This is a genomic window from Blautia segnis (assembly GCF_014287535.1).
Classification (GTDB): Bacteria; Bacillota; Clostridia; order Lachnospirales; family Lachnospiraceae; genus Blautia_A; species Blautia_A acetigignens.
The window spans coordinates 16,332-42,006 of record NZ_JACOOT010000019.1 but is presented as its reverse complement, the minus strand read 5'-3'; the positions used below and the strand labels follow the sequence as shown (position 1 = coordinate 42,006).

The 25,675-nt window shown below is 46.4% G+C and carries 26 protein-coding genes and 1 riboswitch; of the genes, 18 read left to right on the top strand and 8 right to left on the bottom strand.

The window, feature by feature from the left end; all coding sequences use genetic code 11:
- The 6 genes from H8S54_RS08400 to H8S54_RS08375 all read left to right on the top strand — a co-directional run bounded on the left by H8S54_RS08400 (window position 1) and on the right by H8S54_RS08375 (window position 5,295).
- Window positions 1-891 (top strand): hypothetical protein, encoded by an 891-nt coding sequence (locus H8S54_RS08400; protein WP_117850296.1) that lies wholly within the window; start codon window positions 1-3, stop codon window positions 889-891.
- Between the two features lie 21 nt (window positions 892-912).
- Window positions 913-1,641 (top strand): ABC transporter permease, encoded by a 729-nt coding sequence (locus tag H8S54_RS08395; RefSeq protein ID WP_243176722.1) that lies wholly within the window; start codon window positions 913-915, stop codon window positions 1,639-1,641.
- A complete protein-coding gene (locus H8S54_RS08390; protein WP_186901280.1) occupies window positions 1,619-2,278 on the top strand; it encodes an ATP-binding cassette domain-containing protein in 660 nt (219 codons plus the stop codon). Before H8S54_RS08395 ends, H8S54_RS08390 begins: the two co-directional genes overlap by 23 nt.
- A 312-nt stretch (window positions 2,279-2,590) precedes the next feature.
- Window positions 2,591-3,847 carry a COG1361 family protein gene (locus H8S54_RS08385; protein WP_173767748.1) on the top strand — a complete coding sequence of 419 codons (1,257 nt, stop codon included), beginning with the start codon at window positions 2,591-2,593 and terminating at the stop codon, window positions 3,845-3,847.
- Window positions 3,844-4,599: a hypothetical protein gene (locus H8S54_RS08380; RefSeq protein ID WP_021926230.1), complete on the top strand. Its 756-nt coding sequence runs from the start codon at window positions 3,844-3,846 to the stop codon at window positions 4,597-4,599. Before H8S54_RS08385 ends, H8S54_RS08380 begins: the two co-directional genes overlap by 4 nt.
- A 144-nt stretch (window positions 4,600-4,743) precedes the next feature.
- Window positions 4,744-5,295, top strand: a complete 552-nt coding sequence (locus tag H8S54_RS08375; RefSeq protein WP_021926229.1) for a CDP-alcohol phosphatidyltransferase family protein — start codon at window positions 4,744-4,746, stop codon at window positions 5,293-5,295.
- Between the two features lie 76 nt (window positions 5,296-5,371).
- Here the strand turns inward: H8S54_RS08375 and H8S54_RS08370 are convergent, their stop codons facing one another.
- From H8S54_RS08370 to H8S54_RS08355, 3 genes are read right to left on the bottom strand one after another with little or no spacing between them, the layout of a single operon-like run.
- On the bottom strand, window positions 5,372-6,160 hold the full coding sequence (locus H8S54_RS08370) for an ABC transporter ATP-binding protein (protein ID WP_173767746.1): 789 nt from the start codon (window positions 6,158-6,160) through the stop codon (window positions 5,372-5,374).
- Between the two features lie 27 nt (window positions 6,161-6,187).
- The gene (locus tag H8S54_RS18190; RefSeq protein WP_243176721.1) at window positions 6,188-8,188 is read right to left on the bottom strand and encodes an iron ABC transporter permease; all 2,001 of its coding nucleotides are present in this window, start codon (window positions 8,186-8,188) and stop codon (window positions 6,188-6,190) included.
- 1 nt (window position 8,189) lies between these two features.
- A complete protein-coding gene (locus H8S54_RS08355; protein WP_173767744.1) occupies window positions 8,190-9,122 on the bottom strand; it encodes an ABC transporter substrate-binding protein in 933 nt (310 codons plus the stop codon).
- Window positions 9,123-9,323: 201 nt separating this feature from the next.
- Here H8S54_RS08355 and H8S54_RS08350 point away from each other — a divergent pair, with 201 nt between their 5' ends.
- From H8S54_RS08350 to H8S54_RS08320, 7 genes are all read left to right on the top strand, one after another.
- Window positions 9,324-10,352 carry a helix-turn-helix domain-containing protein gene (locus H8S54_RS08350; RefSeq protein WP_021926224.1) on the top strand — a complete coding sequence of 343 codons (1,029 nt, stop codon included), beginning with the start codon at window positions 9,324-9,326 and terminating at the stop codon, window positions 10,350-10,352.
- A 9-nt stretch (window positions 10,353-10,361) separates the two neighbouring features.
- Entirely contained in the window at window positions 10,362-10,724 is a 363-nt protein-coding gene (locus H8S54_RS08345; protein ID WP_021926223.1) for an aldo-keto reductase family protein, read from the top strand.
- Window positions 10,725-11,108: 384 nt separating this feature from the next.
- Window positions 11,109-11,354 (top strand): TM1266 family iron-only hydrogenase system putative regulator, encoded by a 246-nt coding sequence (locus tag H8S54_RS08340; protein ID WP_021925126.1) that lies wholly within the window; start codon window positions 11,109-11,111, stop codon window positions 11,352-11,354.
- 188 nt (window positions 11,355-11,542) lie between these two features.
- Complete coding sequence (gene hydE, locus H8S54_RS08335) at window positions 11,543-12,604, top strand: [FeFe] hydrogenase H-cluster radical SAM maturase HydE (RefSeq protein WP_021925125.1); 1,062 nt, start codon at window positions 11,543-11,545, stop codon at window positions 12,602-12,604.
- A gap of 74 nt (window positions 12,605-12,678) precedes the next feature.
- Complete coding sequence (gene hydG / locus H8S54_RS08330; protein WP_186901278.1) at window positions 12,679-14,094, top strand: [FeFe] hydrogenase H-cluster radical SAM maturase HydG; 1,416 nt, start codon at window positions 12,679-12,681, stop codon at window positions 14,092-14,094.
- 95 nt (window positions 14,095-14,189) lie between these two features.
- Window positions 14,190-15,392 (top strand): [FeFe] hydrogenase H-cluster maturation GTPase HydF, encoded by a 1,203-nt coding sequence (gene hydF, locus H8S54_RS08325; protein WP_186901277.1) that lies wholly within the window; start codon window positions 14,190-14,192, stop codon window positions 15,390-15,392.
- Window positions 15,393-15,674: 282 nt separating this feature from the next.
- Entirely contained in the window at window positions 15,675-15,878 is a 204-nt protein-coding gene (locus tag H8S54_RS08320) for a hypothetical protein (protein ID WP_117850319.1), read from the top strand.
- 102 nt (window positions 15,879-15,980) lie between these two features.
- Here H8S54_RS08320 and H8S54_RS08315 read toward each other — a convergent pair whose 3' ends face one another.
- Entirely contained in the window at window positions 15,981-16,892 is a 912-nt protein-coding gene (locus H8S54_RS08315) for a LysR family transcriptional regulator (protein WP_021926199.1), read from the bottom strand.
- 113 nt (window positions 16,893-17,005) lie between these two features.
- Between H8S54_RS08315 and H8S54_RS08310 the strand changes: the two genes are divergently transcribed.
- The 4 genes from H8S54_RS08310 (at window position 17,006) to H8S54_RS08295 (ending at window position 21,420) form a co-directional block, all read left to right on the top strand.
- Complete coding sequence (locus H8S54_RS08310) at window positions 17,006-17,899, top strand: 4Fe-4S binding protein (protein WP_186901276.1); 894 nt, start codon at window positions 17,006-17,008, stop codon at window positions 17,897-17,899.
- Window positions 17,889-18,620 (top strand): class I SAM-dependent methyltransferase, encoded by a 732-nt coding sequence (locus tag H8S54_RS08305; RefSeq protein ID WP_186901319.1) that lies wholly within the window; start codon window positions 17,889-17,891, stop codon window positions 18,618-18,620. Before H8S54_RS08310 ends, H8S54_RS08305 begins: the two co-directional genes overlap by 11 nt.
- Before the next feature lie 127 nt (window positions 18,621-18,747).
- Window positions 18,748-19,602, top strand: coding sequence for a YitT family protein (locus H8S54_RS08300; protein WP_186901275.1), 855 nt, complete (start codon window positions 18,748-18,750; stop codon window positions 19,600-19,602).
- Window positions 19,603-19,632: 30 nt separating this feature from the next.
- On the top strand, window positions 19,633-21,420 hold the full coding sequence (locus H8S54_RS08295; protein ID WP_186901274.1) for an aminopeptidase P family protein: 1,788 nt from the start codon (window positions 19,633-19,635) through the stop codon (window positions 21,418-21,420).
- Between the two features lie 78 nt (window positions 21,421-21,498).
- Here H8S54_RS08295 and folK read toward each other — a convergent pair whose 3' ends face one another.
- Genes folK through folE form a run of 4 tightly spaced genes read right to left on the bottom strand, consistent with a single transcriptional unit; the run spans window position 21,499 to window position 24,244 of the window.
- A complete protein-coding gene (gene folK, locus H8S54_RS08290) occupies window positions 21,499-22,326 on the bottom strand; it encodes a 2-amino-4-hydroxy-6-hydroxymethyldihydropteridine diphosphokinase (protein WP_186901273.1) in 828 nt (275 codons plus the stop codon).
- 22 nt (window positions 22,327-22,348) lie between these two features.
- Window positions 22,349-23,158, bottom strand: coding sequence for a dihydropteroate synthase (folP, locus tag H8S54_RS08285; protein ID WP_186901272.1), 810 nt, complete (start codon window positions 23,156-23,158; stop codon window positions 22,349-22,351).
- Window positions 23,159-23,192: 34 nt separating this feature from the next.
- Window positions 23,193-23,690 (bottom strand): HD domain-containing protein, encoded by a 498-nt coding sequence (locus H8S54_RS08280; protein ID WP_186901271.1) that lies wholly within the window; start codon window positions 23,688-23,690, stop codon window positions 23,193-23,195.
- Window positions 23,687-24,244 carry a GTP cyclohydrolase I FolE gene (gene folE, locus H8S54_RS08275; protein WP_186901270.1) on the bottom strand — a complete coding sequence of 186 codons (558 nt, stop codon included), beginning with the start codon at window positions 24,242-24,244 and terminating at the stop codon, window positions 23,687-23,689. Before folE ends, H8S54_RS08280 begins: the two co-directional genes overlap by 4 nt.
- A 170-nt stretch (window positions 24,245-24,414) precedes the next feature.
- A riboswitch (THF riboswitch) is annotated at window positions 24,415-24,511 on the bottom strand.
- 175 nt (window positions 24,512-24,686) lie between these two features.
- Here folE and H8S54_RS08270 point away from each other — a divergent pair.
- Window positions 24,687-25,562 carry an FKBP-type peptidyl-prolyl cis-trans isomerase gene (locus H8S54_RS08270; protein WP_186901269.1) on the top strand — a complete coding sequence of 292 codons (876 nt, stop codon included), beginning with the start codon at window positions 24,687-24,689 and terminating at the stop codon, window positions 25,560-25,562.
- Window positions 25,563-25,675 lie beyond the last annotated feature (113 nt).

Sequence of the window (25,675 nt, the reverse complement as noted above, 5' to 3'; positions counted from 1 at the left end):
ATGAAACAGGTATTTGGAATTGTCCGCTACAATTTCTTCGGCTTTTTCCGAAATCCCAAGGTGATTTTTACTTTTCTCCTGGAATTTGTGCTCAGCTTCCTGCTCACCGGAAGGATCATGATCGTCATGGAAACCTACGACACTCCGGTGCAGGCCATTGAGCCGTTCCTGTGGACCTTCGGAGATGGAACTGCGGTGCTTTTAAGCTCCCTGCTTTTGCTCCTTTTGTTCTCAGACCTGCCCAAAATGACGCCCGTCACCCCATACCAGCTGATTCGCACCACCAAGAAAAAATGGCTGTTTGGGCAGTTTGTCTACGTCACACTGGTGACCATTTTGTACACAGTGCTTATGCTTCTTTTTACTTCTGTGCTGTGCATGCAGAACAGTTATCCCGGCAATCTGTGGAGCGAAACCGCCGCCATGCTTGGCTATTCCAGCCTTGGCAAAAACCTGCAGGTGCCGTCCACTGTAAGAGTTATGGAAAGCATTTCCCCCTATGGATGCATGCTGCAGGTTTTCCTTTTGCTTTTTTGCTATTCTTTGACCTTAAGCTTTGTGATTCTTGTGGGAAATCTTTATAAGGGAAAAACAAAGGGCATGATTTTTGGGCTGTTTTACAGCGTGTACGGATTTCTGCTGGATCCCAAGGTGCTGGCAGTGATTTTCCATAAGGAAGACTACGAAATGTACCAGATGAATGTGCTGGTCAGTTGGATCAGTCCGCTGAACCAGGCGGTGTACGGAAAACACAATTTTGGCTATGACGCGCTGCTCCCCACCATCTGGCAGTCCTGCCTGTTTTTCCTGTTTTTTCTTGTGCTTCTTGCTTTTCTTGCCCTTTTTAAAATGCGAAAATACCAGTTTGAATTTCTTGGAGAAAAGGCATGAGTTGCGGAAGGGAGGACAATAATGACAGGTGAAATGAAACGCATGCTCACAGGAAAAAGCTTTCTGGCAGCGTGGCTCATTGCCTGCCTTTCCCTTGCGGCAGGCGCATCTTACCCTAACCTGAAAAAAGTTCTGGAATGCGGCACCTTCCTCCGGCTTCTGAACGGTTCCCTGGAAAGCCAGGTTCTGTCCTTTGCCATTCCGGTGGCGGCTGTATTGCCATGGAGCGATTCCTTTTTGCAGGAATACAAAAGCGGCTTTCTAAAGGCAGTGCTGCCCAGAACCGACCGGAGACGTTATGTGGAGGGAAAAGTATTTTCCGTTGTGATGTCCGGATTTCTGGTCTGGATATTTGCAGTGGTTGCCATGCTTTTTGTCAGTTTTGTTATATTTTATCCCATGGAAGAAAGAGGCAGTTTCCCAAAAGAGCTGCTGCTTGAGCTGATTCAAAAGACCCTTCGGGTTGGAATTACTGGAAGCATTCTCAGTACTTTCGGCGGTATTTGCGCAGTTCTTGGAAATTCCCCTTATATGGCATATGGAATTCCCTTTGTCACCTATTATTTTGGAATCATTCTCCATGAGCGTTACTTTAAGGAGCTGATCTGGTTTTACCCGGTAGAATGGATCCAGGCAGCTGGAGACTGGGGATCGGAGAAAGATGGGTTGTGGTTATTTTTGTTATTATTTCTTCTTGTGCTGATTCCTATTTTGGGAGGTGTATTATATGGAAAAATCCAGGAAATCTGAAGCTGCCTGCGTGCAGATCTGCCAGGTAACCAAATGCTTCGGTGAGGATCTGGTTCTAAAAGAGGTCAATCTTACCCTGAACTGCGGACAGGTTTACGGTATTGTAGGAAACAATGGTTCCGGCAAAACCGTGCTGATGAAGTGCATCTGCGGTTTCCTCCCCGCCACCACAGGAACCATCCATGTGTTCGGAAAACAGATCGGCAGGGACGTAGATTTCCCGGAAAGTCTCGGAGTCATCATCGAAACTCCCGGCTTTCTCACCCAGTATACAGGCGCTAAAAATCTGGAAATTCTGGCGAATATGAGAGGGCAGATCACCAAAGCCGACATCCGCCTGATTCTTCGCAAGGTAGGCCTTGACCCGGACATGAAAAAAACTGTGGGAAAATACTCCCTTGGCATGCGCCAGCGCCTTGGAATTGCCCAGGCCATTATGGAAAATCCTCGTTTTCTTATTCTGGACGAGCCTTTCAACGGGCTGGACAAACACGGCGTAGCAGAAATCCGGGAACTGCTTCTGGAACTGAAAGCCGCCGGAAAAACCATCCTCCTGGCCAGTCACAATGAGGAAGATATCCGCATCCTGTGCGACCATGTTTACGAAATGGACGGCGGAATTTTAAGAGAACGGTAAGCTTCGTACCTTCCCAATGATACGCTTTGCACCGCACAGGAATTATGATTTGCATAATTACGCATCGCATTTCTCGATTTTTCTGTGAATTTTGTTCCCCCAAAAGCTTGCGTAATCTCCGAATAATTATAAGGAAAGGACAAATTGGATATGAGGAACTGTCAATTACAAATTTACACAAAAAATAATAGCATTCATAAAAAATCATACAGGCGTTTTTTGAGCGGTGCTTATCTTTTCCTTGTTATCTTTTTACTGCCAGTTCCCGCCGCAGCATCTGTCCCCGATGAGAACGGTACATTTTCGGAAGAAATGGAAAATTCTTTGGACAATGAAAGTTCCGTCAACAATTCCAGCGGCGATGATTTCAGCGACCATAACTTTAACTCCACAGATAACCGGGAGCCCGGCTCCGATAGTTCTTCTGGTTCAGATAGCCAGTCACCGGACTCCGATAACTCATCCTCTGACCTGGACGGATTTTTCTCAGGCGATGACACCAGCAGTTCTTCCAAGGATAAAACCATCCATGTCATCATCGAAAATGGAAATTCTTCAAATGACTTAAACGGAAACGGCTCCGCCATAATAGATCCAGGTGCAGACAACGGAACCATATCAGGAGACGGATATACAGACGGCGGCTCTGGAGGATACACGGGCGGCAGTTCAGGCAGCTCATCCTCCGGTGAAGTCATTCTCCATAAGCCCCAGCTTCTCTTAGAAGACAGCAACCTTTCCGGTCAGTCCCTGAAAGCCGGAACCACCCAGGAAATGTCTGTGGTCTTCCGCAACAAAAGCCGCAGCCAGAACGTATTCGGCCTGAAGATTTCCCTTTCTACAGAAACAAAGGGAATCGAATTTGCCAAAAATTCTTTCTATGTACAAAGACTAACTCCCGGGGAAGCCATCACCCTCAAGTCGCTGATGACCATAGCGGAAGATACCGCCCCAGGACAAGTCACCGTCACTTTTTCCCTGGAATATGAGGACTCCAAGGCAACCGCAGCTACTGGCACAGAAACCCTCACCTTCAATATTTCGCAACAGCTTCGCGCCGAGCTGGAAGCTTCCGACATTCCCTCCATCGTCTACACCATGGACACCATCGAAGTCCCGGTAAAAGCCATGAACCTTGGCAGAGACAAGCTCTACAACGCCAAAGTCCGCCTGGAAGCCACGGGCCTAAGCCCCAGCGGAACGGTATTTCTCGGAAATATCGAAGCCGGCACTGCAGCAGAGGGCAGTATGAAAATCTATGTAAAGGGAAAAACGAATGAAACCGCAGCCACCTTATCCCCAGGCCAAATCTCCGGCCGTTTCATCCTCACCTACGAGGATTCCTCTGGAAATTCCTACGAGACCGCCTCTGACTTCCTGACCGAACTCAAAGAATCCCAGATCCAGTCCCTGAAAGTGGAAGAGGACCAGACCGAAACCAACAGCTGGTGGTATTCTATCCTTGCTGTAGGCGCCCTTTTCCTGATCTGCATCATTTTGCTTCTCCTGGTAAGCCTGCGCCGAAAAAACGTACTCCTGGAAGAAGCCAGAAAGGCGGCCTCCCAATGAAAAAGAAAAAAGCCGACAGCTTCACCTGTTTTCTCGCCGCCCTGTGCACCCTGATTTTTTTCCTGCTTATCCGGCTTTTCCTTGGCATGCAGGAGGAGAGAAGAACCTATACCGCACTGGTGTCCCTTGGCGATCTCACCTACGATAACGACTTTCTGAAAAGCGCGTCAAAGATAATAGGCATCCAGGCAGTTTACCCGGTTGTGGAAATTCCAGTAACCTTAAAAATAGAAGATTACACAGAAACCACCGCCTTCTACGGAATTGACCTAAGTGCCTTTGTTCAAAGTCCAGATGAGGATTCCCTGGGAACCGTTCCCCTTTTGCTCCTTGGCAAAAATTCCCTCTCCAATATGAAAGACTCCAATGGCCACCAGATTTCCCAAAATCAGCAGCAAAAATATCTGCAAATGGGAGAGGAGCTCTCCATCACCTACTCCCTGGATACCGGCATTGCATCTGACAGCCTTACCGCCACGGCTTCCTACACCACCGTTTCTTCTGCGACAGGCAGTGCTACCTCCAATATGGCTAATGCTTCTGGAAACAATCCTTCCAGTGTTGCCGCTTCCACCTGGCTTCCCTGCCATGCAGCCGCCGTCCTGGAAAACCAGGATACCGAAATCTACATTCCCTTTTCCCACGCCCAAGCCCTGTGCCAGTCCAGCGGAATGAATCAATCTATTACAAGTGTCCTCCTGAAAATAAACGGCAAAGAAAACCTGGAAAACGCCAGGCAGCTATTCCAATAATAAATAAACTCCTCCACCTTCCCCCAAGCCTGCATAGCCCCCGCCTGTCTTTTGCCTTACAGATTTGTCTCAATCCCAAATCTGTAAATTGATTTTCCCTCCAAAATGCTTTACAATAGGAAGCAACCAAGGAGGAGAAACGTTATGAAACTGGACAAAAAACAAATTTTTACCATTCCCAACCTGTTAAGCACATTCCGCATTGTACTGGCGTTCGTATTTTTAGCCGCATTTTATCAGTCCGGGGCATCCGGCAGAAGCAATCTGCTCACAGCCATCATCCTGCTTTCCGCACTCACCGATTTCCTGGATGGCAAGATTGCCCGGAAATTCAACATGGTCAGCGAGCTCGGCAAGATCCTGGATCCTATTGCAGACAAGATCACCCAAGGTGTTCTGATCTTATGCCTGATGAAAGAATATTCCCTTTTGAAATGGCTATTCCTTCTTTTCGCAGTGAAAGAAGCCTTCATGGGAATCGTGGGAGTGAAGGTCTTAAAGAAAACCCAGGAAAACAAAGGCGCCATGTGGTACGGCAAGGTCTGTACCGCCTTCTTTTACCTGGTCATGCTGTTGCTTCTTTTCATCCCCGACATGCCCATGAACATCGCCAACACTTTGATCCTGGCCTGCAGCTTTTTCATGGCCCTGTCATTTATCCTATACGCCAAACGCTACAAAGACCTGCTTTCCTAAACAAACAGGTCAACTGCCAACAGCCGTAATAAAAGAGGAAAGAGCATCTGTGTCACGCACATTTGCTCTTTCCTCTTTATTTTTCCAGCCGGTAGGTGACACACATTGGTTTCTGTGTCCACGGATCGGTTTCCATATACGCATCCAGCGAAAATACATTATGAAAAACCTCCGGCGTCATAATTTCCTCTGGCGTACCCTCATAGAGTACCTTCCCGTCCCGCATGGCAATGATCCAGTCAGAAAATCTGGCAGACTGGTTCAAGTCATGAATTACCAGTGCAATGGTTTTTTCCTGAGTTTTGTTCAGCATTTCCAGAAGCTCCAGGATTTCCAGCTGATGCGCCATATCCAGATAAGTAGTAGGCTCATCCAAAAGGATCAGCGGCGTATCCTGTGCCAATGCCATTGCGATCCAGGCCCTCTGGCGCTGACCGCCGGAAAGCGCATCCACCCGCCGATGTGCTAGTTCCTGCATTTTGGTAAGCTCAAGAGCCCACTGTATGGCATCTTTGTCCTCTTTTTTCAGTTTCCCGAACCCCTTCTGATGGGGATATCTTCCATAGGAGACCAGTTCCTGCACCGTAAGTCCGCCGGGAGCCTGAGGACTCTGTGGTAAAATTGCCATTCTCCTTGCAACCTCCACAGCAGGCATCTGGGTAATGGAATTTCCCTCCAGGAAAACCTCTCCGGATCTTACAGGAATCATACGGGAGAGTGCCTTCAATAAAGTAGATTTTCCACAGCCGTTGGGGCCGATAATAGAAGTTATCTTTCCCTTTGGAATCTGGACGCTCATAGACGGGATAATCAGATTCTGCTGATAGGCAACGGAAATATCCTTGCCGTAAATAGCTGGTTTCATTACGTTTTGTTCCTCCAAATTTATGATTTAATCCTGCATGATCAGTAAATAAAGAAAATAAGGCGCACCGATTACCGCAGCCACAATTCCAATGGGAATCTCATTTGGAATCAGCAGGGTTCTGGAAATAATATCGGAAAACACCAGAAGCACCGCACCCAGTAAAGCTGTAATCCCAATCAGGGATCTGTAGTTCGGACCGGTCAGACGCCTTGCCAGATGAGGACACACAAGCCCCACAAAGCTTAAGCCGCCGCCTACAGCGCAGCAAAGACTGGACATTCCAATGGCGATTCCAAGAAGAATGGCAGACTGCTTCGAAACTTCAACCCCAAGACCGGTTGCGGTCTGATTTCCAAGAACCAGAACATTCAAGGTCCGGCTTTTGTAAAAAGCTAGTAGCCCCAGCACCAGAAGGCAAACAAATAAAATGTGCACATTTGACCAGGATGCACCCCAGATACTTCCGGCGAGCCAGTTCTGCACAAAGGCATATTCACTGTCTGACATGCGGAGCATCAGCATGGTAGTCACACTGGAAACAGCAGTGGAAACCGCAATTCCAATCAGCAGAAGCCTTTTGGGGGAAAGTCCATTTCCCGTAAATGCCAACCGATAATCTATGATTGCAACGATCACAGACCCTGCAAAAGCGATCACTGGCAGAAGAGGTGTCATATTCTGGCTGCTGCCTGCAAAAAATACGATAAACACAGCCAGCGCAAGTCCTGCTCCGGCATTGATTCCAAGAATTCCGGGCTCTGCCATATCATTTTTCGCCACGCCCTGTATGATTCCGCCGGCAAGTCCAAGTCCTACGCCAACCAAAAGACTGGTAAAAATCCTGGGAAGGCGAAGCTGAATCAGGGTGTACCGAAGTCCCGGATCTCCGCCGCCTAAGATAATTTCCCAAAAATCCTGGAGAGAAAGCCGGCTGTACCCTGCATAAATATCTGCAAGGATTCCCGCTGCAAGAAGAACCAAAAGAATCAGGGACACCATACAGACTCTTTTTTTCTGCTTTGCATCAGTCATTTTCATCCGCCCCCTTTCTTGCCGTCCAAATGAAAAATGGGACCCCACAACTGCAAAAACAAGTCCCACCGGCGTTTCGGAAGGCGCATTGATCACTCTGGAAATAATATCCGCAAGAAGCATAAACACAGCCCCTGTAATCATAGAGCCAGGTATCACTGTGCCGTAGTCAGAGCCTGCAAAAAAACGGACCACATGGGGAACCAGAAGTCCCACAAAGGAAACGGGTCCTGCAAGTGCAACCGCACTTCCTGCAAGAAGAAGCACTGCCACCAAACATAATGTTTTTGTCCTTTCCACCTTGATTCCAAGTCCTCTTGCCGCGTCATCCCCAAGGCTTAAAAGGGAAATCCTTTTGGAAAGAAGCATCGCCAGAAGAAGTCCTGCCGCAATTCCAGGAACTGCAAAGGTCAGCTGTTTCATACGGATTCCCGCAACGCCGCCAGCTGTCCAGAAGGTAAGATCATAGCCAATATTATAAAAAAGGGAGATTGCCTGACAGATGGAAGAGAGGAAAATGCTTACCGCACTTCCCGCAAGAACCAGCCTGACAGGATCCAGCTTTTTGTGGCGAAGGCTCATCAGCCCATATACAAGAAGCAGGGCAGCACCAGCGCCCAGAAAAGAACACATTACAATGCCGGAAAAGCTCATTCCCGGCAAAAAAGCAAGACATACCGCCAGAGCAAAAGAGGATCCTGCATTAATTCCAAGAAGCCCGGAATCGGCAAGAGGATTCCGGGTGATTCCCTGCATGATCGCACCGGCGCAGGCAAATGCGGCACCTACGATAATACAGCCGATGGTTCTTGGAATCCGAAGCTCAAGAATGGCAATCTGCGCAGAATCGGACCAGTCCGGCTGCAAAATCGCCTGCAGGATCTTTTCCCCGGATATATTTGTACTTCCAAACCTTACAGAACAAACCGCAGCCACAAAAAGGGCTGCGATTCCAACAATAAAAAATATGGTTTTTCTAATTCGGGAGTTCATTTTAGTCCTCAAAGCCTCTGAAGAAATCAAGGAAAATGTCAAGCTGTGCATTCAGTGTGATAGGATCACGGTGCATAAAGGATACCTGCTCATAGGAAAGAACCTTTCCATTTTTCACTGCATCCAGGTTGTTCCACAGCTGGGAATCCTCCACAAAAGAGCTGTCTGTATCCGCAAGAACCCCGTACAAAATGAAGTCGCCGGTATATTCCGGAAGTGCTTCCAGAGAAACAACTTCATAAGCGGTATCCCCGTCTACCATTTCCTCCTGAACTTTTTCCGGTGCCTTTAAATCCCACATATCATATAAAATGCTTCCGCCTCTTGCGAAATGACTTCCCATTGTATAGATCTGCTGCGGCCATACCTCTACGATGGAAACAGTCTGATCCCCTACAATTCCCTGGATTTCTTCTTTTGCATCCATCACGCGGGTATTGAAATCATCTACATAAGCCTGCGCTTCGTCCTCTTTTCCCACCAGATCTGCAATGTAAAGGAAAAGCTCCTCGTCAGAGCGCTTTCCATCTTCAATATAAACAGTAGGTGCAATTGCAGAATACTTCTCATAATCAGCCTCTGTAATGGTGACGATCAGATCTGGCTGTTCTGCCACGATCATTTCCAGAGAGGTTTCTGCGCTTGTAACGTTCATTGCCTGGATCCCGTCTATATATTCCTCCAGAAATTTATTGGATAAGGAGTAAGGAGACGCGATAACAGGCTTTACATCTACTGCAAGAAATTCTCCAAGATAGTAATCGGACACGATTTTTTCAGGATTGACTGGAATTTCCACCTCACCCTTATCTGTCTCTACCGTGCGCATTTCCTGTTCTTCTGCAGCGGATACGGTGAAAGCAGTGCATGTAAACGCGGTTGCAAGTGCTGCGGCTGCAAGAAGCATACCTGTGTGTTTTTCTCTTGTTTTCATACTTATTATCCTTTCTGTGGTTCATGTGTTTAACAAAAATTAGTGTTAGCTAACTGGACGAGGGGTATCATATCACAGAAATTTCCGTCTGGCAATGTTTCAATAAAATTACACCCGATTGGAATATTCTTTTGCATTTTCAGGAAAATACCTGGTATAATAAAAGCTGTAAATTACAGAAGATGGGGGAAATCTGATTTTATGTCATTGGAAAAGCACCTGGAATTCCAGGAAAAAATATTGAAAGCTTTGAACTTTTGCCCAAAATCCCTGGAATCCTGTACCAGATGGGATAATAAAGAAAATCCAGAGGATGGGTTCCTGATTCTCTATGAACGAAAGGGATTTTACAGCCTGGCAGTTGCCCAGTATACTGTGCATCATAATTTTTCCATTTCTTTTCAGGATGAAGAACCGCTGCTTCGTTTCGGAAACTTTTATACCGGAATCACCCATTTCAAAATTGACGGAGTAAAAGCAGATTCTTCCACGCCGGACTCTTTTCTGGTGCTGGAAGGACATCTGAAGGGACAACAGTTCTGGAAAAAAGGAGAGCAGTACTGCGGAATTGAGGTTTCTATCGCCCCTTCATTTGTGGAACTGCTGAAAACTGTGGATCCGCACATTTTTTCCGTAACCTGTTTTACCAGAAACGTGACTTATCACTGGCTTCCTACTGCAGCCATGACTACTTTGCGCCAGCTCACCAACATGGCAGTCCGGGGCACTCTTACTCCTTTGATTTTGGAAGGATGCATTCTCCAGTGTCTTGGAAGCATCAGTGAATCTGTAAAAAACGGCCAGTTCAGCCTGGATGAAAAATGCCCAAGTACCATGCTGGGAAACAGGCAGATTACTTTTTCTTCTTTCGACCTGTCTGCCATCAGCCAGGCGTATCAGATTCTCACCGATCACCCGGAGTCTGCTCCCAGTATTCCGGAGCTGAGTAAGCTGCTGCTTCTGAATGAACAGAAGCTGAAAGCTGGTTTTCAAATGTGCTATCACATATCCATCGGACAATATGTCCATGAATGCCGTATGACAAAAGCCGCCCAGCTTCTTGGCAATACCAGCCTCAGTGTCCTGGAGATCAGCCATGAAACCGGATACAAAAGCTGCGCCAGCTTCATAAAAGCATTCCGGAAATTTTACCAGAAAACACCCCTGCAGTTCCGCGCCAGCCAGAAAACCAGCCAACAAGCCAGCAGCTCCCAGGAAAGTTTTTCTTGACTTAAACCCATGTTTAAGCCTTATTATGATATCAGGGGCAAAATAGGGGCAAAAGACCTTTTGCCCCTAACCTCTGCCTCCACGCTGGCAAACAAGGTTCTGGATATGGGCCTAATCGACATGATGATGTTTTCCATCAACCCTATGTACGATTACGGACAGGGAGATTTTTCCATCGGAAGTAATGCCGAGCGCTATGAACTGTATTCCAGATGTGAAAAAAAAGGCGTTGGAATCTCCGTCATGAAGCCATTCAATGCCGGACAGCTTTTCCCCCTTATGACCATCAAGAACCATTCCAATCTTGCCTCAGACGACCGTGTTTACGGCTTGAGAAGCGTGACAACACCAATTTCATCGTCACCTCCGTAATCTCCGACTGGGCCATCAAATTCAAAACCGGATGCAAATCTGAGTATTCATTAGTGGATATTCAGGGAAAATAAATACAATTGCGAAATAGTTGCTGCATGCTTTCGGCGCAGCAACTATTTTTGGTTACTGGTTCACTCCGTGCCCAGTAACACGCTTCGCGATGCACAGAAATCATGCTTTGCATGATTTCGCGCCGCAATCCTCGGGTTTTCTGTGAACTTTGTTCACAAAAAACACCTCGCGGAATATTACCTATGAACAGTAACTATTTTTGTACAAAATGCTTGTTAAAAATATAATTTTTATTGCTTTTTGGTTAATTTATCACTATAATAAACACAAATAACTTGTTGTTTTTTTATTTTACAGAAAGGATTTTCCATGGAAACACGAGTTGCTGTGATCAGCATTATTGTAGAGAATACGGACGCCGTCGAACCACTGAACGGACTTTTGCATACCTATGGAGAATACATCATCGGACGGATGGGTATTCCCCATCGTGAAAAAGGCATCAACATTATTTGCGTGGTGCTGGATGCTCCCCTTGACAAGATCAATGCACTGTCCGGTGCTCTTGGACGGCTGAATGGGATTTCCACCAAGGTGGCTTATTCCAAGGTCTGAAAGAGGTATAGCCTGGAAAAGTTTAGAAGCTTTTACAATTGAATACAAGCATCCCCTGACACTGAAACCAATCCTTGAGGTGAAAGATACGATGATTTTTTTGCAGACACAAATCCTGCCGCTGTATCTTTCCCTTTTAAGAGGGGGAGCGAAGCGGCGGGATTTTTTTTATAAAAGGGAGATGGTTTATGATCCAAGCACAAATAGAACGCATTGACAAATTAGAACAGCAGCACATTCTGCCAAAAGAAGAACTGATCACACTTTTGGACGGGCAAAATGAAGCGCTTTCTGCCTATCTTTTTTCTAGAGCAGATGCTGTGCGCAGGGTCAATTACGGTACAGATGTCTACGTCCGCGGTCTGATCGAGTTCACCAACTACTGCAGAAATGACTGCTATTACTGCGGCATCCGCCGTTCCAACCCAAATGCCAGCCGTTACCGGCTGACCGAAGAGGAGATTCTTGGCTGCTGCAAAGAGGGCTATCAGCTTGGTTTTCGCACCTTCGTACTGCAGGGCGGAGAGGACCCTTTTTACACTCCAGAACGGATTGAGCATCTGGTGCGCTCTATCAAAAGTCAGCATCCTGACTGCGCCATCACCCTTTCCGTGGGAGAGCATGATCGGGAAACCTACCAGCGCTGGTTTGACGCAGGAGCAGAACGGTACCTTCTCCGTCACGAAACTGCCGAGGATGCTCACTACCGGATTTTACATCCGCCGGAACTAAGCCTGGCTCACCGGAAACAATGCCTGTGGGATTTAAAAAGCATTGGCTACCAGGTTGGCTGCGGATTCATGGTAGGCTCTCCTGGACAGAACAGTTCGCAGCTGGCAGAGGACCTGCTTTTTATCCACGAGCTGCAGCCGGAGATGGTGGGCATCGGCCCTTTTATTCCACAGAAAGACACCCCATTTCGGGCTCAGGCCCCCGGCACCTTAGAGCAGACCCTTTTTCTCCTTGGCATCCTTCGTCTGATGCTTCCCCAGGCTCTGCTTCCGGCCACCACAGCCCTTGGAACCATCCACCCAAAGGGCCGGGAAAAAGGCATCCAGGCTGGTGCAAACGTGTGCATGCCCAACCTTTCCCCTACAGAGGTGCGGGAAAAATACGCACTCTACGACAACAAGATCTGCACCGGGGATGAGGCAGCACAGTGCCGCAACTGTCTTTCCATGCGCATGAAATCCATTGGATATCAGGTAGTGGTGTCTAGAGGCGACCATCTTTCCAGGCGCTCAAAATAAAAACTGAATACGGAACTCCATAACACTTCACTAATGGGAAAGGCCCGTCCTGACCCAAAAGAAAGGAAACCATTATGTACGATCCCAAATCATTAAAAGCCGAAGAATTTATTGACCACGAAGAAATCCTTGCATCCCTTGCCTATGCAGACGAACACAAAGACGACCTCCCCCTGATCGATGAGATCCTGGAAAAAGCAAAGCTGCGTAAAGGCTTAAGCCACAGGGATGCCTCCGTGCTTCTTGCCTGCGAAACCCCGGAAAAGGTTCAGGAAATCTATGCTCTGGCCGAGCAGATCAAAAAGGATTTTTACGGCAACCGTATTGTAATGTTTGCGCCTTTGTACCTTTCCAACTATTGCGTAAACGGCTGTACTTACTGTCCCTACCATGCCATCAACAAGCACATCCCCCGCAAAAAGCTGACCCAGGAGGAAATCCGCGCGGAAGTTATCGCTCTTCAGGATCAGGGCCACAAGCGTCTTGCCCTGGAAGCAGGAGAGGATCCCATCCACAATCCCATTGAATACATACTGGAATCTATCCAAACCATTTATTCCATCAAACACAAAAACGGCGCCATCCGCAGGGTAAACGTAAACATCGCTGCAACCACCGTGGAAAATTACCGGAAGCTTCACGATGCCGGCATCGGCACCTACATTCTTTTCCAGGAAACCTATCACAAGGAATCTTATGAGCAGCTTCACCCATGGGGACCGAAGCATGACTATGCTTATCATACCGAAGCTATGGACCGTGCCATGGAGGGCGGCATTGATGATGTAGGACTTGGCGTTTTGTTCGGGCTGGATAAATACCGCTATGAGTTTGCGGGAATCCTTATGCACGCCGAGCATCTGGAGGCTGTTCACGGGGTGGGACCGCATACCATTTCCGTTCCCCGTATCTGTCCGGCGGATGATATCGATCCTTCTGCTTTTTCCAATGCAATCAGCGATGATACCTTTGCTAAGATCGTGGCATGTATCCGCATTGCCGTTCCTTACACTGGCATGATCGTATCCACCCGGGAAAGCCAGCGCTGCCGTGAGCGGGTGCTCCATCTTGGAATCTCCCAGATCAGCGGAGGTTCCCGCACAAGCGTAGGCGGATACACGGAAGAGGAGCGACCGGAAGACACGGTACAGTTTGATATTTCTGACCGCCGCAGCCTGGATGAGGTAGTCTGTTGGTTAATGGAAATGGGCTATGTTCCTTCTTTTTGCACCGCCTGTTACCGGGAGGGGCGGACAGGCGACCGGTTCATGTCTCTTTGCAAATCCGGTCAGATCCAGAACTGCTGTCTGCCAAACGCCCTGATGACCTTAAAAGAATACCTGCAGGATTACGCCTCCGACAAAACCCGCACCCTCGGCGACACCATGATCCAGTCCCAGCTTCAGGATATTCCAAACGAAAAAGTAAGAAAAATTGTGGAAGAGCGCCTTGTGAAGATTGCAGGCGGAGAGCGGGATTTCCGGTTCTAGAGCCTTTTTCAAACACGCTCTAGAGCAAATATCTTGGGGGATGGCGTCTGCTGTCCCCACATTTGTATTTTCAAAGAAAAAGGAGATGCTAAGCTATGAGCACTTTAAATCAAACACCCTCCGCAGGCCGCCTCCACATCAGCTTTTTCGGCTGCCGAAACGCAGGCAAATCAAGCGTAGTCAACGCCGTAACTGGCCAGGAGCTTTCCATTGTATCAGACATAAAAGGAACCACCACCGACCCGGTTACCAAATCCATGGAGCTTCTTCCCCTTGGCCCCGTAGTCATCATTGACACTCCAGGCATTGATGATGTAGGAGAGCTTGGCGAACTTCGCGTAAAACGCACCAAACGAATCCTGAACAAAACTGACATTGCCGTACTTGTGGTAGATGCCACAGCAGGACCAACCACTGCCGATCAGGAACTGATCACTCTTTTCCGTGAAAAAGAGCTTCCCTATCTGATCGTATACAACAAATCCGACCTTATTTCTCCCATACCAGATGCCGGGGAACATGAGATCTGGGTCAGCGCCCTAAAGAAAACCAATATCCAAGAATTAAAGGAACGCTTAGGCCACCTGATTCAAACCGACACCATGACAAAAAAACTGGTCGGCCACTTGCTAAAACCTCTTGATACCGTGATCCTGGTCTGTCCCATCGATGAATCCGCACCAAAAGGAAGGCTGATCCTGCCCCAGCAGCAGGCCATCCGGGATGTATTAGAAGCCGGGGCAATTGCAGTGGTAGTCCGGGAGCATGAACTTGCAGCAGCCCTGGACCAGCTGGGAAATAAGGCAGCAATGGTCATCACGGACAGCCAGGCATTTTCCATGGTAGGAAAAATCACACCCGATTCCATCCCCCTGACTTCTTTTTCCATACTGATGGCAAATTACAAAGGCTTCCTGAAAACTGCAGTGGCAGGCGTTTCCGCCCTGAAAAACCTTCAGGACGGGGACACTGTTCTCATCGCTGAGGGCTGTACCCACCACCGCCAGTGCAACGACATCGGCACCGTAAAGCTGCCAAACTGGCTCCAGCAGTACACCGGCAAGTCCCTGAATTTCCAATTCTGCTCCGGCACCGAATTCCCAGAGAACCTTGCCCCTTATTCCATGGTGATCCACTGCGGCGGCTGCATGCTGAACCACCGCGAAATCCAGTACCGCATGCGCACCGCCACCGACCAGTCCATCCCCTTCACCAACTACGGCACCATAATCGCCCTGATCACCGGAACCTTAGCCCGCAGCCTTTGCATCTTCCCGGAGATTCATGAGATGCTGTGATTATATTACCAGTGAACGGTAATATAATAATTTGCAATTGACAATATGGTATATACCATATACCAATCTAAAGGAACCAAACCTGCCATAGAATTTCTTAATGGTTTAGATACAAAAATGCGGGCAAAAGTTGGTTCTGATACTGGTGAGTCCTGCTATCTTCTGGACCAACTGATGGGACTGGAACATCATGCCAGAATAACGGAAGATGCACAGGCAAGAATCCTGCAATCAGACGGAGGACCTGATGGTCCTCCATTTTTTATATAGGAGGATTTGATTATGCTGTTATTACAACTTATCCTGTACTGTCTCCTGTTCTTTTTGCTGGTAAAATGCGCGGCTAAAGACAGCGGACTCAACTGTATCTATTTTTATCCAAAGGAATACATAAACGAGGCCGAGAAACGCGGCCTGGCCACCATTCTGTATCTGATCATCGCCCTTGCCGTCGCCGGAATTGTAGTATTGATCAGTAAAATCTAAGCTGAATCTAATGAAGGAGCCATATTCCTGCCCTTTTGATTTGATGAATAAAATTTCAATAATTCTTTACACTTCCGCCAGACATGGAAAATATTGGATACATCATTCCAGTATCCCCATATCCGGCGAAAGTTCTATATTTTCATAAGTGTGAAGCAGTCTTTCCAGTTCATGAATAGCAGGAGAGAGGAACTTGTTTTTGTGATAAACAAGTTTGAATTTTCGGTTCCATTCCCCATTTTGATTATAAAAAACCCTGATTTTTCCATGCCGGATCTCATGCGGCATTAGGCGAAGAGACATAACCGCAAGTACCCGGTCATAAAGCACAGCATTCAGAAGCGCCCGGGGACTGTTGGCCTCCCAAACCGTCTGCACAAAAATATGATGCTTCGCAGCATACTCCTCAAACAGCTGCCTGGTTCCGCTTCCCTGTTCACGCATAGCAAAAGGTTCCCCCACAAGATCCTGTACTTGAATGCGTTTTTTCCCATAAAATGGATGATCCTTTCCCACCGCAAGCACCAAGCAGTCATCAATAATCGGAAGAACAGTAAGATCCGGAGAAAGGATTTCCCCCTCCACAATTCCCACATCCAGCTCCGAGCGAAGAAGCTTCTGCTCAATATCCTTGGTATTGCTCACATAAGAATGGACCCGAATCTCCGGGCAGTTCTTTTGAAGCCGGGGAATCAGAAAGGGCGTCAAACAAGTTCCCACCGTAATAGTAGAACCCAGCTTCAGTGTGGAAGACTGCCCCTGATTCAGCATCAGTTCCTCCAGCTGCTGAAATTGCCGGATCAGATTTCGCGCCTGGGGAAGCAAAAGCTGGCCCCGTTCTGTGAGATACAGCTTCTTTCCCAATCGTTCAAAAAGAAGACCATTGTAATGCTTTTCCAACTCCCGAATGGCCTGGCTCACCGTCGGCTGAGACAAATATAAAGAAGCAGCAGCGGCGCTCATAGACCCCAGATCCGCCACTGCAACAAAAATCGTCAGATGTCTTATCGTCATATCTATTGCTCCTTATATAGAAAATACCTATCATTTCTATAAAATAATATCATTTTTCAAATACATCCTCAAGTGCTATATTAAAGGAAATACACATGAAACGAGGTAGCAAAATGTCAGCATTAACAGTCAGCAAAGAAGACGAAGCCCGCGTAAAAGGAATGGGCTTTCTTAACAACCGGGGAACGGATCTTTTTTCTGCCCGTATTCTTACCGTCAATGGAAAAGTAACCGCAGCACAGCACCGCTGCATGGCAGAAGCGGCAGAGAAGTTCGGCAACGGCAATCTTTTGTATACTACCAGACTTTCCGTAGAAGTGCAGGGAATTCCCTATGACAAAATTGAAGAATTCCAGCAGTTTATTGCGAAGGAGGGCCTGGTGACAGGCGGAACCGGAGCCAAGGTCCGTCCTGTAGTATCCTGTAAAGGAACCACCTGCCAGTACGGACTTCTGGATTCCTACGCAATTTCAGAAGAAATTTACAAGCGCTTCTACGAAGGATACCGGGATACCTCCCTTCCCCATAAATTTAAGATTGCAGTTGGAGGCTGCCCAAATAACTGCGTCAAACCAGACCTGAACGATGTTGGCATTATCGGCCAGAGAATCCCACAGGTCAGCATCAATGCCTGTAAGGGCTGCAAAAAATGTGCCATCGAAGCCAGCTGTCCAAACAAAGTGGCAAAGGTGATCAATGGAAAAATCCAGATTGACAAAGAGACCTGCCAGCACTGCGGACGCTGCGTAGGAAAATGCCCGTTTGGCACCATTGAAGACGGCACCTACGGCTACAAAATCTACATTGGCGGACGTTGGGGCAAAAAAGTAGCAAAGGGAAGAGCTCTTGGCAGGATTTTCACCTCCAAAGAGGAGGCCTTAGACGTGATTGAAAAAGCCATCCTTTTCTTCCGTGATAACGGTATCAAAGGAGAGCGCTTCGCAGAAACTATTGAGCGGATTGGATTTGAAGCTGTGGAGAGACAGCTGCTTGAAAATGAACAGTGAGATCGTAGTCTGCCTTGAAAAGGGCGGACAAAAGGACATGGCAGAAGCCTTTTCCAGGCGAACAGGCTTCTGCATGATGGACAAACCGGGAAGCCAGCTGACTGTTTTGTTTAATTCCAAAGGAGTTTCTTTAGTCGGCTTCGGATTAAGCTACCAGGGAGATTTTGAAAACATGCTTCACAGAGTCACCAACGGACGACTGCAGCATGAGATGCTTGTCCGCGCAGCCAAATCTGAAAAAGAGGGGCGAAAAGCCATTGACGCCACAGCAGGAATGGGAGAGGACGCTTTCCTTCTGGCAGCACAGGGCTATGAAGTAACCTTGTATGAACAGAATCCTGTGATCGCAGTTCTTTTAAAGGACGCACTTCGACGGGCCAGGAAGCATCCGCTCCTAAAGGACATTGCAGGCCGCATGAAGCTGATAGAGGGCAACAGCATAGACCAGATGTCAAAGCTTCTTGACCCGGTAGATGTAATTTATCTGGACCCCATGTTTCCTGCAAGGCAGAAGTCCAGCCTGATCAACAAAAAGCTTCAGCTGATTCAGAAGCTGGAGCCGCCTTGCTCTGCTGAAACAGAGCTTTTTGACGCTGCCATTAAGACCAGACCGTCAAAGATTATTGTAAAACGCCCCTTAAAAAGTGAATTTCTTGCAGAAAGAAAGCCATCCTATACTTTAAGCGGAAAAGCCATTCGCTATGACTGCTATACCTTATAGTGTATCAATTCTCCCTTTTGATTTGCCGCATACAATCACTGTTTTTCCGAAATCCATATAGACAAACCCTGCAATCTTAAGTATACTAAAGCATGTTGGGAAAATAATGTAGGGAGTAGTAGTAACCATGAAAAAAGATTTCAACTATTTTAATGTATTAAGGGAAGCACTTATTCTGACCGGGGTTATGGCCATCATAGCAGCTGCCGTATATTTCTTTCTGGTCCCCAGTCACACTTCCATAAGCAGTATGTCAGGTCTTGGTATTGTACTTACCAATTTTATTCCCCTGCCATTGTCTACGATTACTATGATCCTGAATGTAGTGCTTTTAATTGTGGGGTTTCTTACCTGCGGAAAGGAGTTTGGCGTAAAGACTATTTACACAAGTATAATGCTGCCTCTGTTTCTTGGCCTTTTCGAAAAATTATTTCCGGATTTCGGATCTATGACTAACAGCCAGGAGCTGGATGTGCTGTGCTATATTCTTGTGGTAAGTATTGGCTCAAGTATTCTTTTCAACAGAAATGCTTCTTCCGGCGGCCTGGATATTGTAGCGAAGGTCATGAACAAGTACCTTCACATGGAGATTGGAAAAGCAATGTCTTTATCAGGAATGTGCGTAGCACTTTCTGCCGCACTTGTATATGACAAAAAGACAGTAGTGCTTAGTGTTCTTGGAACATACTTTAATGGAATTGTTCTGGATCACTTTATTTTTGACCACAATATCAAAAGACGGGTCTGTATCATCACGCAGAAGGAGAAGGAGCTTCGTCAGTTTATTGTAGAGGATCTGCACAGTGGAGCAACCATCTATGAGTCAATCGGCGCTTACAATATGCAAAGACGAAATGAAATCATTACCATTGTAGATAAATCCGAATATCAGAAGCTGATGAATTACATCAATCAGGAGGATCCAAAGGCTTTTGTAACCGTATATAATGTTTCAGATATGCGTTACCAGCCTAAGCATTAAGGATAAAACAATAGTAAAGGAGATTATGCTATGACAGTAAAGGAGAGAATCGAGGCTCTTCGCGAGAAGATGCGGGAGAAAAAAATAGATGCCTATCTTGTTCCCACAGATGATTTTCATGCTTCAGAGTATGTAGGAGAATATTTTAAGTGCAGGAAATTTATCACAGGCTTTACCGGTTCTGCAGGAAGAGCTGTGATCATGGAGGACATGGCTGGTTTATGGACAGACGGCCGCTATTTTATCCAGGCTGCAGCGCAGCTGGAGGGCACAGGTGTAGAGCTTTTTAAAATGGGCGAACCGGACGTTCCCACTGTACACCAGTTTTTGGAGGAAAAATTGGGAAAGGGCATGTGTCTGGGCTTTGACGGAAGAACTGTCAGTGCGAAGGAAGCAGCTGAGCTTTCAGAGATTCTTGAAAAGAAGGGCGCAGCTCTTTGCGTAAACTATGATCTTGTGGGAGAAGTATGGGAAGACCGCCCTGCGCTTTCATGTGAGCCGGTTATGGAGCTGGACGTGAAGTGGGCAGGAGAATCTCGTGCTGACAAATGTGCAAGGATCCGCAAGGCAATGGAAGAGAAGAAGGCAGATGCCTTTGTACTGACCTCTCTGGATGATATTGCATGGCTTTTAAATATCCGCGGCGGCGATGTGCATTGCTGTCCGGTTGTTCTTTCTTACCTGGTAATGACCAAAACCAAAATCCTTCTGTTTGCAAATGAAAAAGCATTTCCGGCAGAAGTTAAGGATGCACTGGCAAAGGATGGCGTAGCCCTTCTTCCATATGACGATATTTATGAATATGTAAAAACATTCACAACAGATATGAAGGTCCTTCTTTGTAAAAAGAAAGCTAACAGCCGCCTCGCAGGCAGTATCCCGGAGGGCGTAGCTGTTCTGGATGAAGAGAATCTTACCTTCCTTCCAAAGGCAATCAAAAATCCGATAGAGGTAGAGAATGAGCGCATCGCCCATATTAAAGATGGTGTGGCTCTCACAAAATTTATTTACTGGTTAAAGAAAAATGTGGGCAAGGTTCCAATGACGGAGCTTAGTGTTACAGAGAAGCTTTATAGCCTGCGCAAGCAGCAGGAGAACTTTATCGGCAACAGCTTTGATCCTATTATTTCTTACGGTGTTCATGCTGCCATTAATCATTATTCTGCAACACCTGAAACAGATATTTCCATTGAACCGGGAAATTTTGTTCTGGCAGATACCGGCGGACATTATTACGAGGGCACTACAGATACCACACGTACCATTGTTATGGGTTCTGTAAATGATGAACAGAAGAAATACTTTACAGCCGTTTTACGCGGTATGCTGAATCTGGCAAATGCAAAATTCCGTTATGGATGCACAGGCGTAAACCTGGATTATCTGGCTCGTGGACCACTTTGGGAGCTTGGTCAGGATTTTAATCACGGAACCGGTCATGGAGTCGGCTATCTGCTGAATGTCCATGAAGGGCCAAACAGCTTCCGCTGGAGAATCATTCCGGGAGATAACGCAGTACTGGAAGAGGGTATGATTACCTCAGATGAACCTGGATATTATGTGGAGAATGAATACGGAATCCGTCATGAAAATATGATCGTATGCAAGAAGGCAGAAAAAACAAGCTTCGGACAGTTTATGTGCTTTGAGCATCTGACTATGGTTCCCTTTGACCTTGACGGTGTAGTTCCACAGCAGATGTCTGTCCAGGAGAGAGCACTTCTTAATGATTATCATGCACAGGTATATGAGAAGATTTCTCCATATCTGAATGAAGATGAGAAAGCATGGCTTAAGGAAGCTACCCGTGCAATCTGATTTCTGAATAATTGTATCAAGTGAAAGAAAAGCCCCAGTTTAATCTGGGGCTTTTTTGACAGCTTTTTGGGGAATAATTCAGGAAAGAGAATCCAAAAGCTGCGAGATTGTCTGATTTAATACAGGATGCCGCAAGTAAGGGGCAATCTGATTCATAGGAATAAGAACAAAGGTGCGGTTCTGTAAATCAGTATGTGGAATATGGAGCGTTGGACTGTCAATGATCTCCTGGTCATAAAACAGAATATCAAGATCCAGCGTCCGTGGCCCCCAGTGAATAATGCGTTCCCGGTTTGCTTCCTGCTCCAGCTGATGCAGGCGCTCAAGCAATTCTTCCGGTGTAAGGAGTGTGCGCATTTTCAACGCTCCGTTTAAAAATTCATCCTGATCAATGACTCCATAAGGCTCAGTAATAAGATAATCAGATACAGCCTCAATCCGGCATCCCTTTGTTTGAGAAAGTCCACGGATCCCGTTATCAATAAACTGCCTCTTGTCTCCCATGTTGGAGCCAAATGCAATGTATGCAGTGTGCCATTTCCTGGTAATTTCCACAGACACGGTTTTCAGCGGAAGGCCTACAGGTGCCCAGGGCTTTTCGATTTTCAAAGTAACCATTTCCAGACCTTTGAGCGTGCAAAGAAGCATCTCTGCCAGATTTTCTGCCAGAGCTTCCAAAAGCTTAAAGGTGTGCTTTCTGGTAAAATCCGTAATCATGTGACTGACCTCTCCATAATTGATGGAGGCAGACAGATCGTCTGTTACGCCAGCCTGACGGGTACTGGTGAAAAGAGTGGCAGAAATAACAAATTTCTGTCCCAGAATATTTTCTTCAGGATACACACCATGATTGGCAAAAACTTCCAGCTCTTTAATTTCTATTTTATCTAATCTGGTTTTTTCCATAGCATTACTTCCTTTCAGTGAATTATCTCTGCGCCAAAATGGCTTCTGTCATCTGAATCACGCGCTTATTCTCTTTAACATCGTGGACACGGACAAAAGCACAGCCCTTCATAACGCCAATCACACTGGTTGCTAATGTTCCCTCTACGCGCTGGTCTACAGGCAGATCCAATGCCAGTCCGATCATGGATTTGCGTGAGGTACCAAGAAGAACCGGGAAGCCCAGATTCTGGAAAAGCTCCAGATGCTTCATAGTTTCCAGATTCATTTCAAATGTTTTTCCAAATCCCACACCTGGGTCAAGGATAATTTTCTCATCCTTGATTCCTGCCTGTCTTGCAAGATTGACACATTCCTGGGTTTCAGAGAGCATGTCTATAAGAAAGTTCTTATATTCTGTGTTGGATTTGTTATGCATAAGACAGCATGCCACATCAGATTCTGCAATTACCGCCCCCATCTGGGAATCATACTTTAGTCCCCAGATATCATTAACCAGATCTGCTCCGGCCTGGATAGCACTTTTTGCAACACTGCTTTTAAAGGTATCTACAGAAATGGGAATATCAAAACGCTTTTTGACTGCCTCAATAACAGGCAGAACACGCTGGGCTTCTTCATCAGCACTGACAGGAGTATGTCCCGGGCGGGTGGATTCGCCGCCAATATCAATAATATCCGCACCCTCTGCAATCATATTCTCTGTATGTCTTAAGGCTTCATCTATATGATTCCATTTTCCCCCATCGGAAAAGGAATCAGGTGTAACATTTAAGATACCCATTATGTAAGTATGATTTTCTGTATCAAATAAACGGTTTCCGATTTTCATAAGCAAAAACCATCCTTCCTATTTTATTTTTCTATCAGTATTCAATTTTCATGTTTTTTTTCTCAGAAGGCCAGTAGCATTCAGAAACCTGGGCGCATAAAAAGCAATTTCTGGATTTTTTGTCGGCCTTGTATAAAAGAAGGGACAGAGCATTACCGTCAGCCTCAGTTCTGTGCTGACCGATTGCTGAGAGTATTTCTTCTTTTTCCTGCTCAGTAAACGGAAGCTCTGCCAGAATTTCCTCTGCAATTTTTACTCCTGCAGTATCATGGGGAATATCAAAGGTGTATTGCTGCGCCCGTCCAATATCATGAAGAAGAGCAGCAGCATAAATAATGTCTCTGGATATATTAAGCTTTTCTTCCAGAGAATAAATATACATCAGCCTTGCAACATCCAGAAAATGCTCCGGTGTATGCCTGCAGAAAATCCGGTCTCTTTCAAGCTCCTGTATCTTCCGGCAGTGTTCCTGGTAAAGGGGATGCTGCCAGATTAAATTAATACGGTTTGTTTCGGATATGAAGCTGCTCATTTTCCAACCATAGAAAGGAACATTTTCTGTAATTCCTTATCTTCCTTAAAAGCGCCTCTGGTTACAGTGGTGATGGTTTTGCTTCCTGGCTTCTTAACCCCGCGCATGGTCATGCAGGTATGCTCTGCCTCCAGCATTACCATGATTCCCTTAGGTGCAAGGGCACGTTCCAGCGCATCTGCGATCTGTACGGTAAGCCGTTCCTGAATCTGTGGTCTTCGGGCGTAAACCTCTACTGTGCGCGCCAGCTTGCTTAAGCCGGTGACTTTTCCGTCCGGAATATAGGCAAGATGTGCCTTCCCATAGAAGGGCATAAGATGATGCTCACACATAGAATAAAAAGTAATGTCTTTTTCCAATACGATCTCATTGTTCTCTACCGGAAACTGTTTTAACAAATGCTTGTCAGCCTCCTGGTCAAGACCGCCATAGATTTCCTCACACATACGTGCGATTCTGTCCGGAGTATCAATCAGACCTTCTCGTGTAATATCCTCGCCAATTCCCTCAAGAAGCAAACGAATCGCCTCTTCTACCTTTTGTTTGTCAACCATTAAAATAACCTCCTTTGTATTTTGCTGTGGAGATTATCCTTTTAATATCAAAAAGAAAAAGGATATCTCCAATTGTGATAGAATGTATGTCGAAAACATTCCCTAAAGAGTGTTTGGACGTAATTTCCAAACACTGTCTGACACAATATGAGATATCCTCTTATAGTGCTTGCAACGGGTGCGGATAATATACCGTAAGACGTGCTTTTCGTTTCAGTGACAACTCCCCATTCACCGAACACTTAACGCATAAAATCCTATTTTGCATATCATTCAATTCGAAAGTAAGTATAACACGTTATGAAACAACAGAAAAGATTTTTTAATTATTTTATTAAAAAATTTCCAAAAGGATTTGCCGGGTCCTTAAAAGAACACCCCTTGCTTTTATTCTCTTATCACGTTATACTATAACTCATATGATTAATGGAGGATTGTACATATGAAAATTGCAGCAACATACGACAATGGAAATATTTTCCAGCATTTTGGAAAAACAGAGTTTTTTAAGGTATATGAGGTAGCGGATAACAAGATCATTTCCAGTGAAGTGATCAGCTCCAATGGATTAGGTCATGGCGCTCTTGCCGGACTTCTTGGAGAGCAGGGCATTGATGTGCTGATTTGCGGTGGTCTTGGCGGCGGAGCACAGACAGCTCTTAAAGAGGCTGGCGTGGAAGTATGCTCCGGAGCAAATGGAGATGCAGATCAGGCTGTAGAGGCTTACCTGCGCGGTGAGCTTGTATCAACAGGTGCCAACTGTAATCACCATCACCATGAGGAAGGCCATTCCTGTGGAGATCACGAGGAGGGTCATTCCTGTGGAAGCCACGAAGATGGCGGCTCCTGTGGTGGCAGCTGCGGCGGATGCGGCTCTAAGCCTGTGATCACCGGACCGAATGTTGGAAAGACCTGCCGCACTCATTACAGAGGAACCTTTAACGACGGAACTCAATTTGATTCCTCCTATGACCGCGGGGAACCGCTAGAATTCATTTGCGGAGCCGGACAGATGATCAAAGGCTTCGATGCGGCAGTTGCAAATATGGAGGTAGGTCAGGTGGTAGATGTTCATCTGATGCCGGAGGAAGCATATGGGCTGCCTAACCCGGATGCGATCTTTACTGTTGAAATCGCACAGCTTCCAGGTTCTGAGGATCTTACTGTAGGACAGCAGGTATACTTGTCTAATCAGTTTGGACAGCCTTTCCCGGTTAAGGTAACAGCGAAGGAAGAGAAGACCATTACCTTTGATGCCAATCATGAAATGGCAGGAAAAGAACTGAACTTCAGAATCGAGCTTGTTGAAGTAAAATAACATAGTTTTTTCTTGATTATAAAAACAATGCAGGTTATAATACCGAATATGATTTTTGTGCGAAAAGCAGACAATGGGGTCTAAGAAGAATCCCTTTGTCTGCTTTTTTTGTG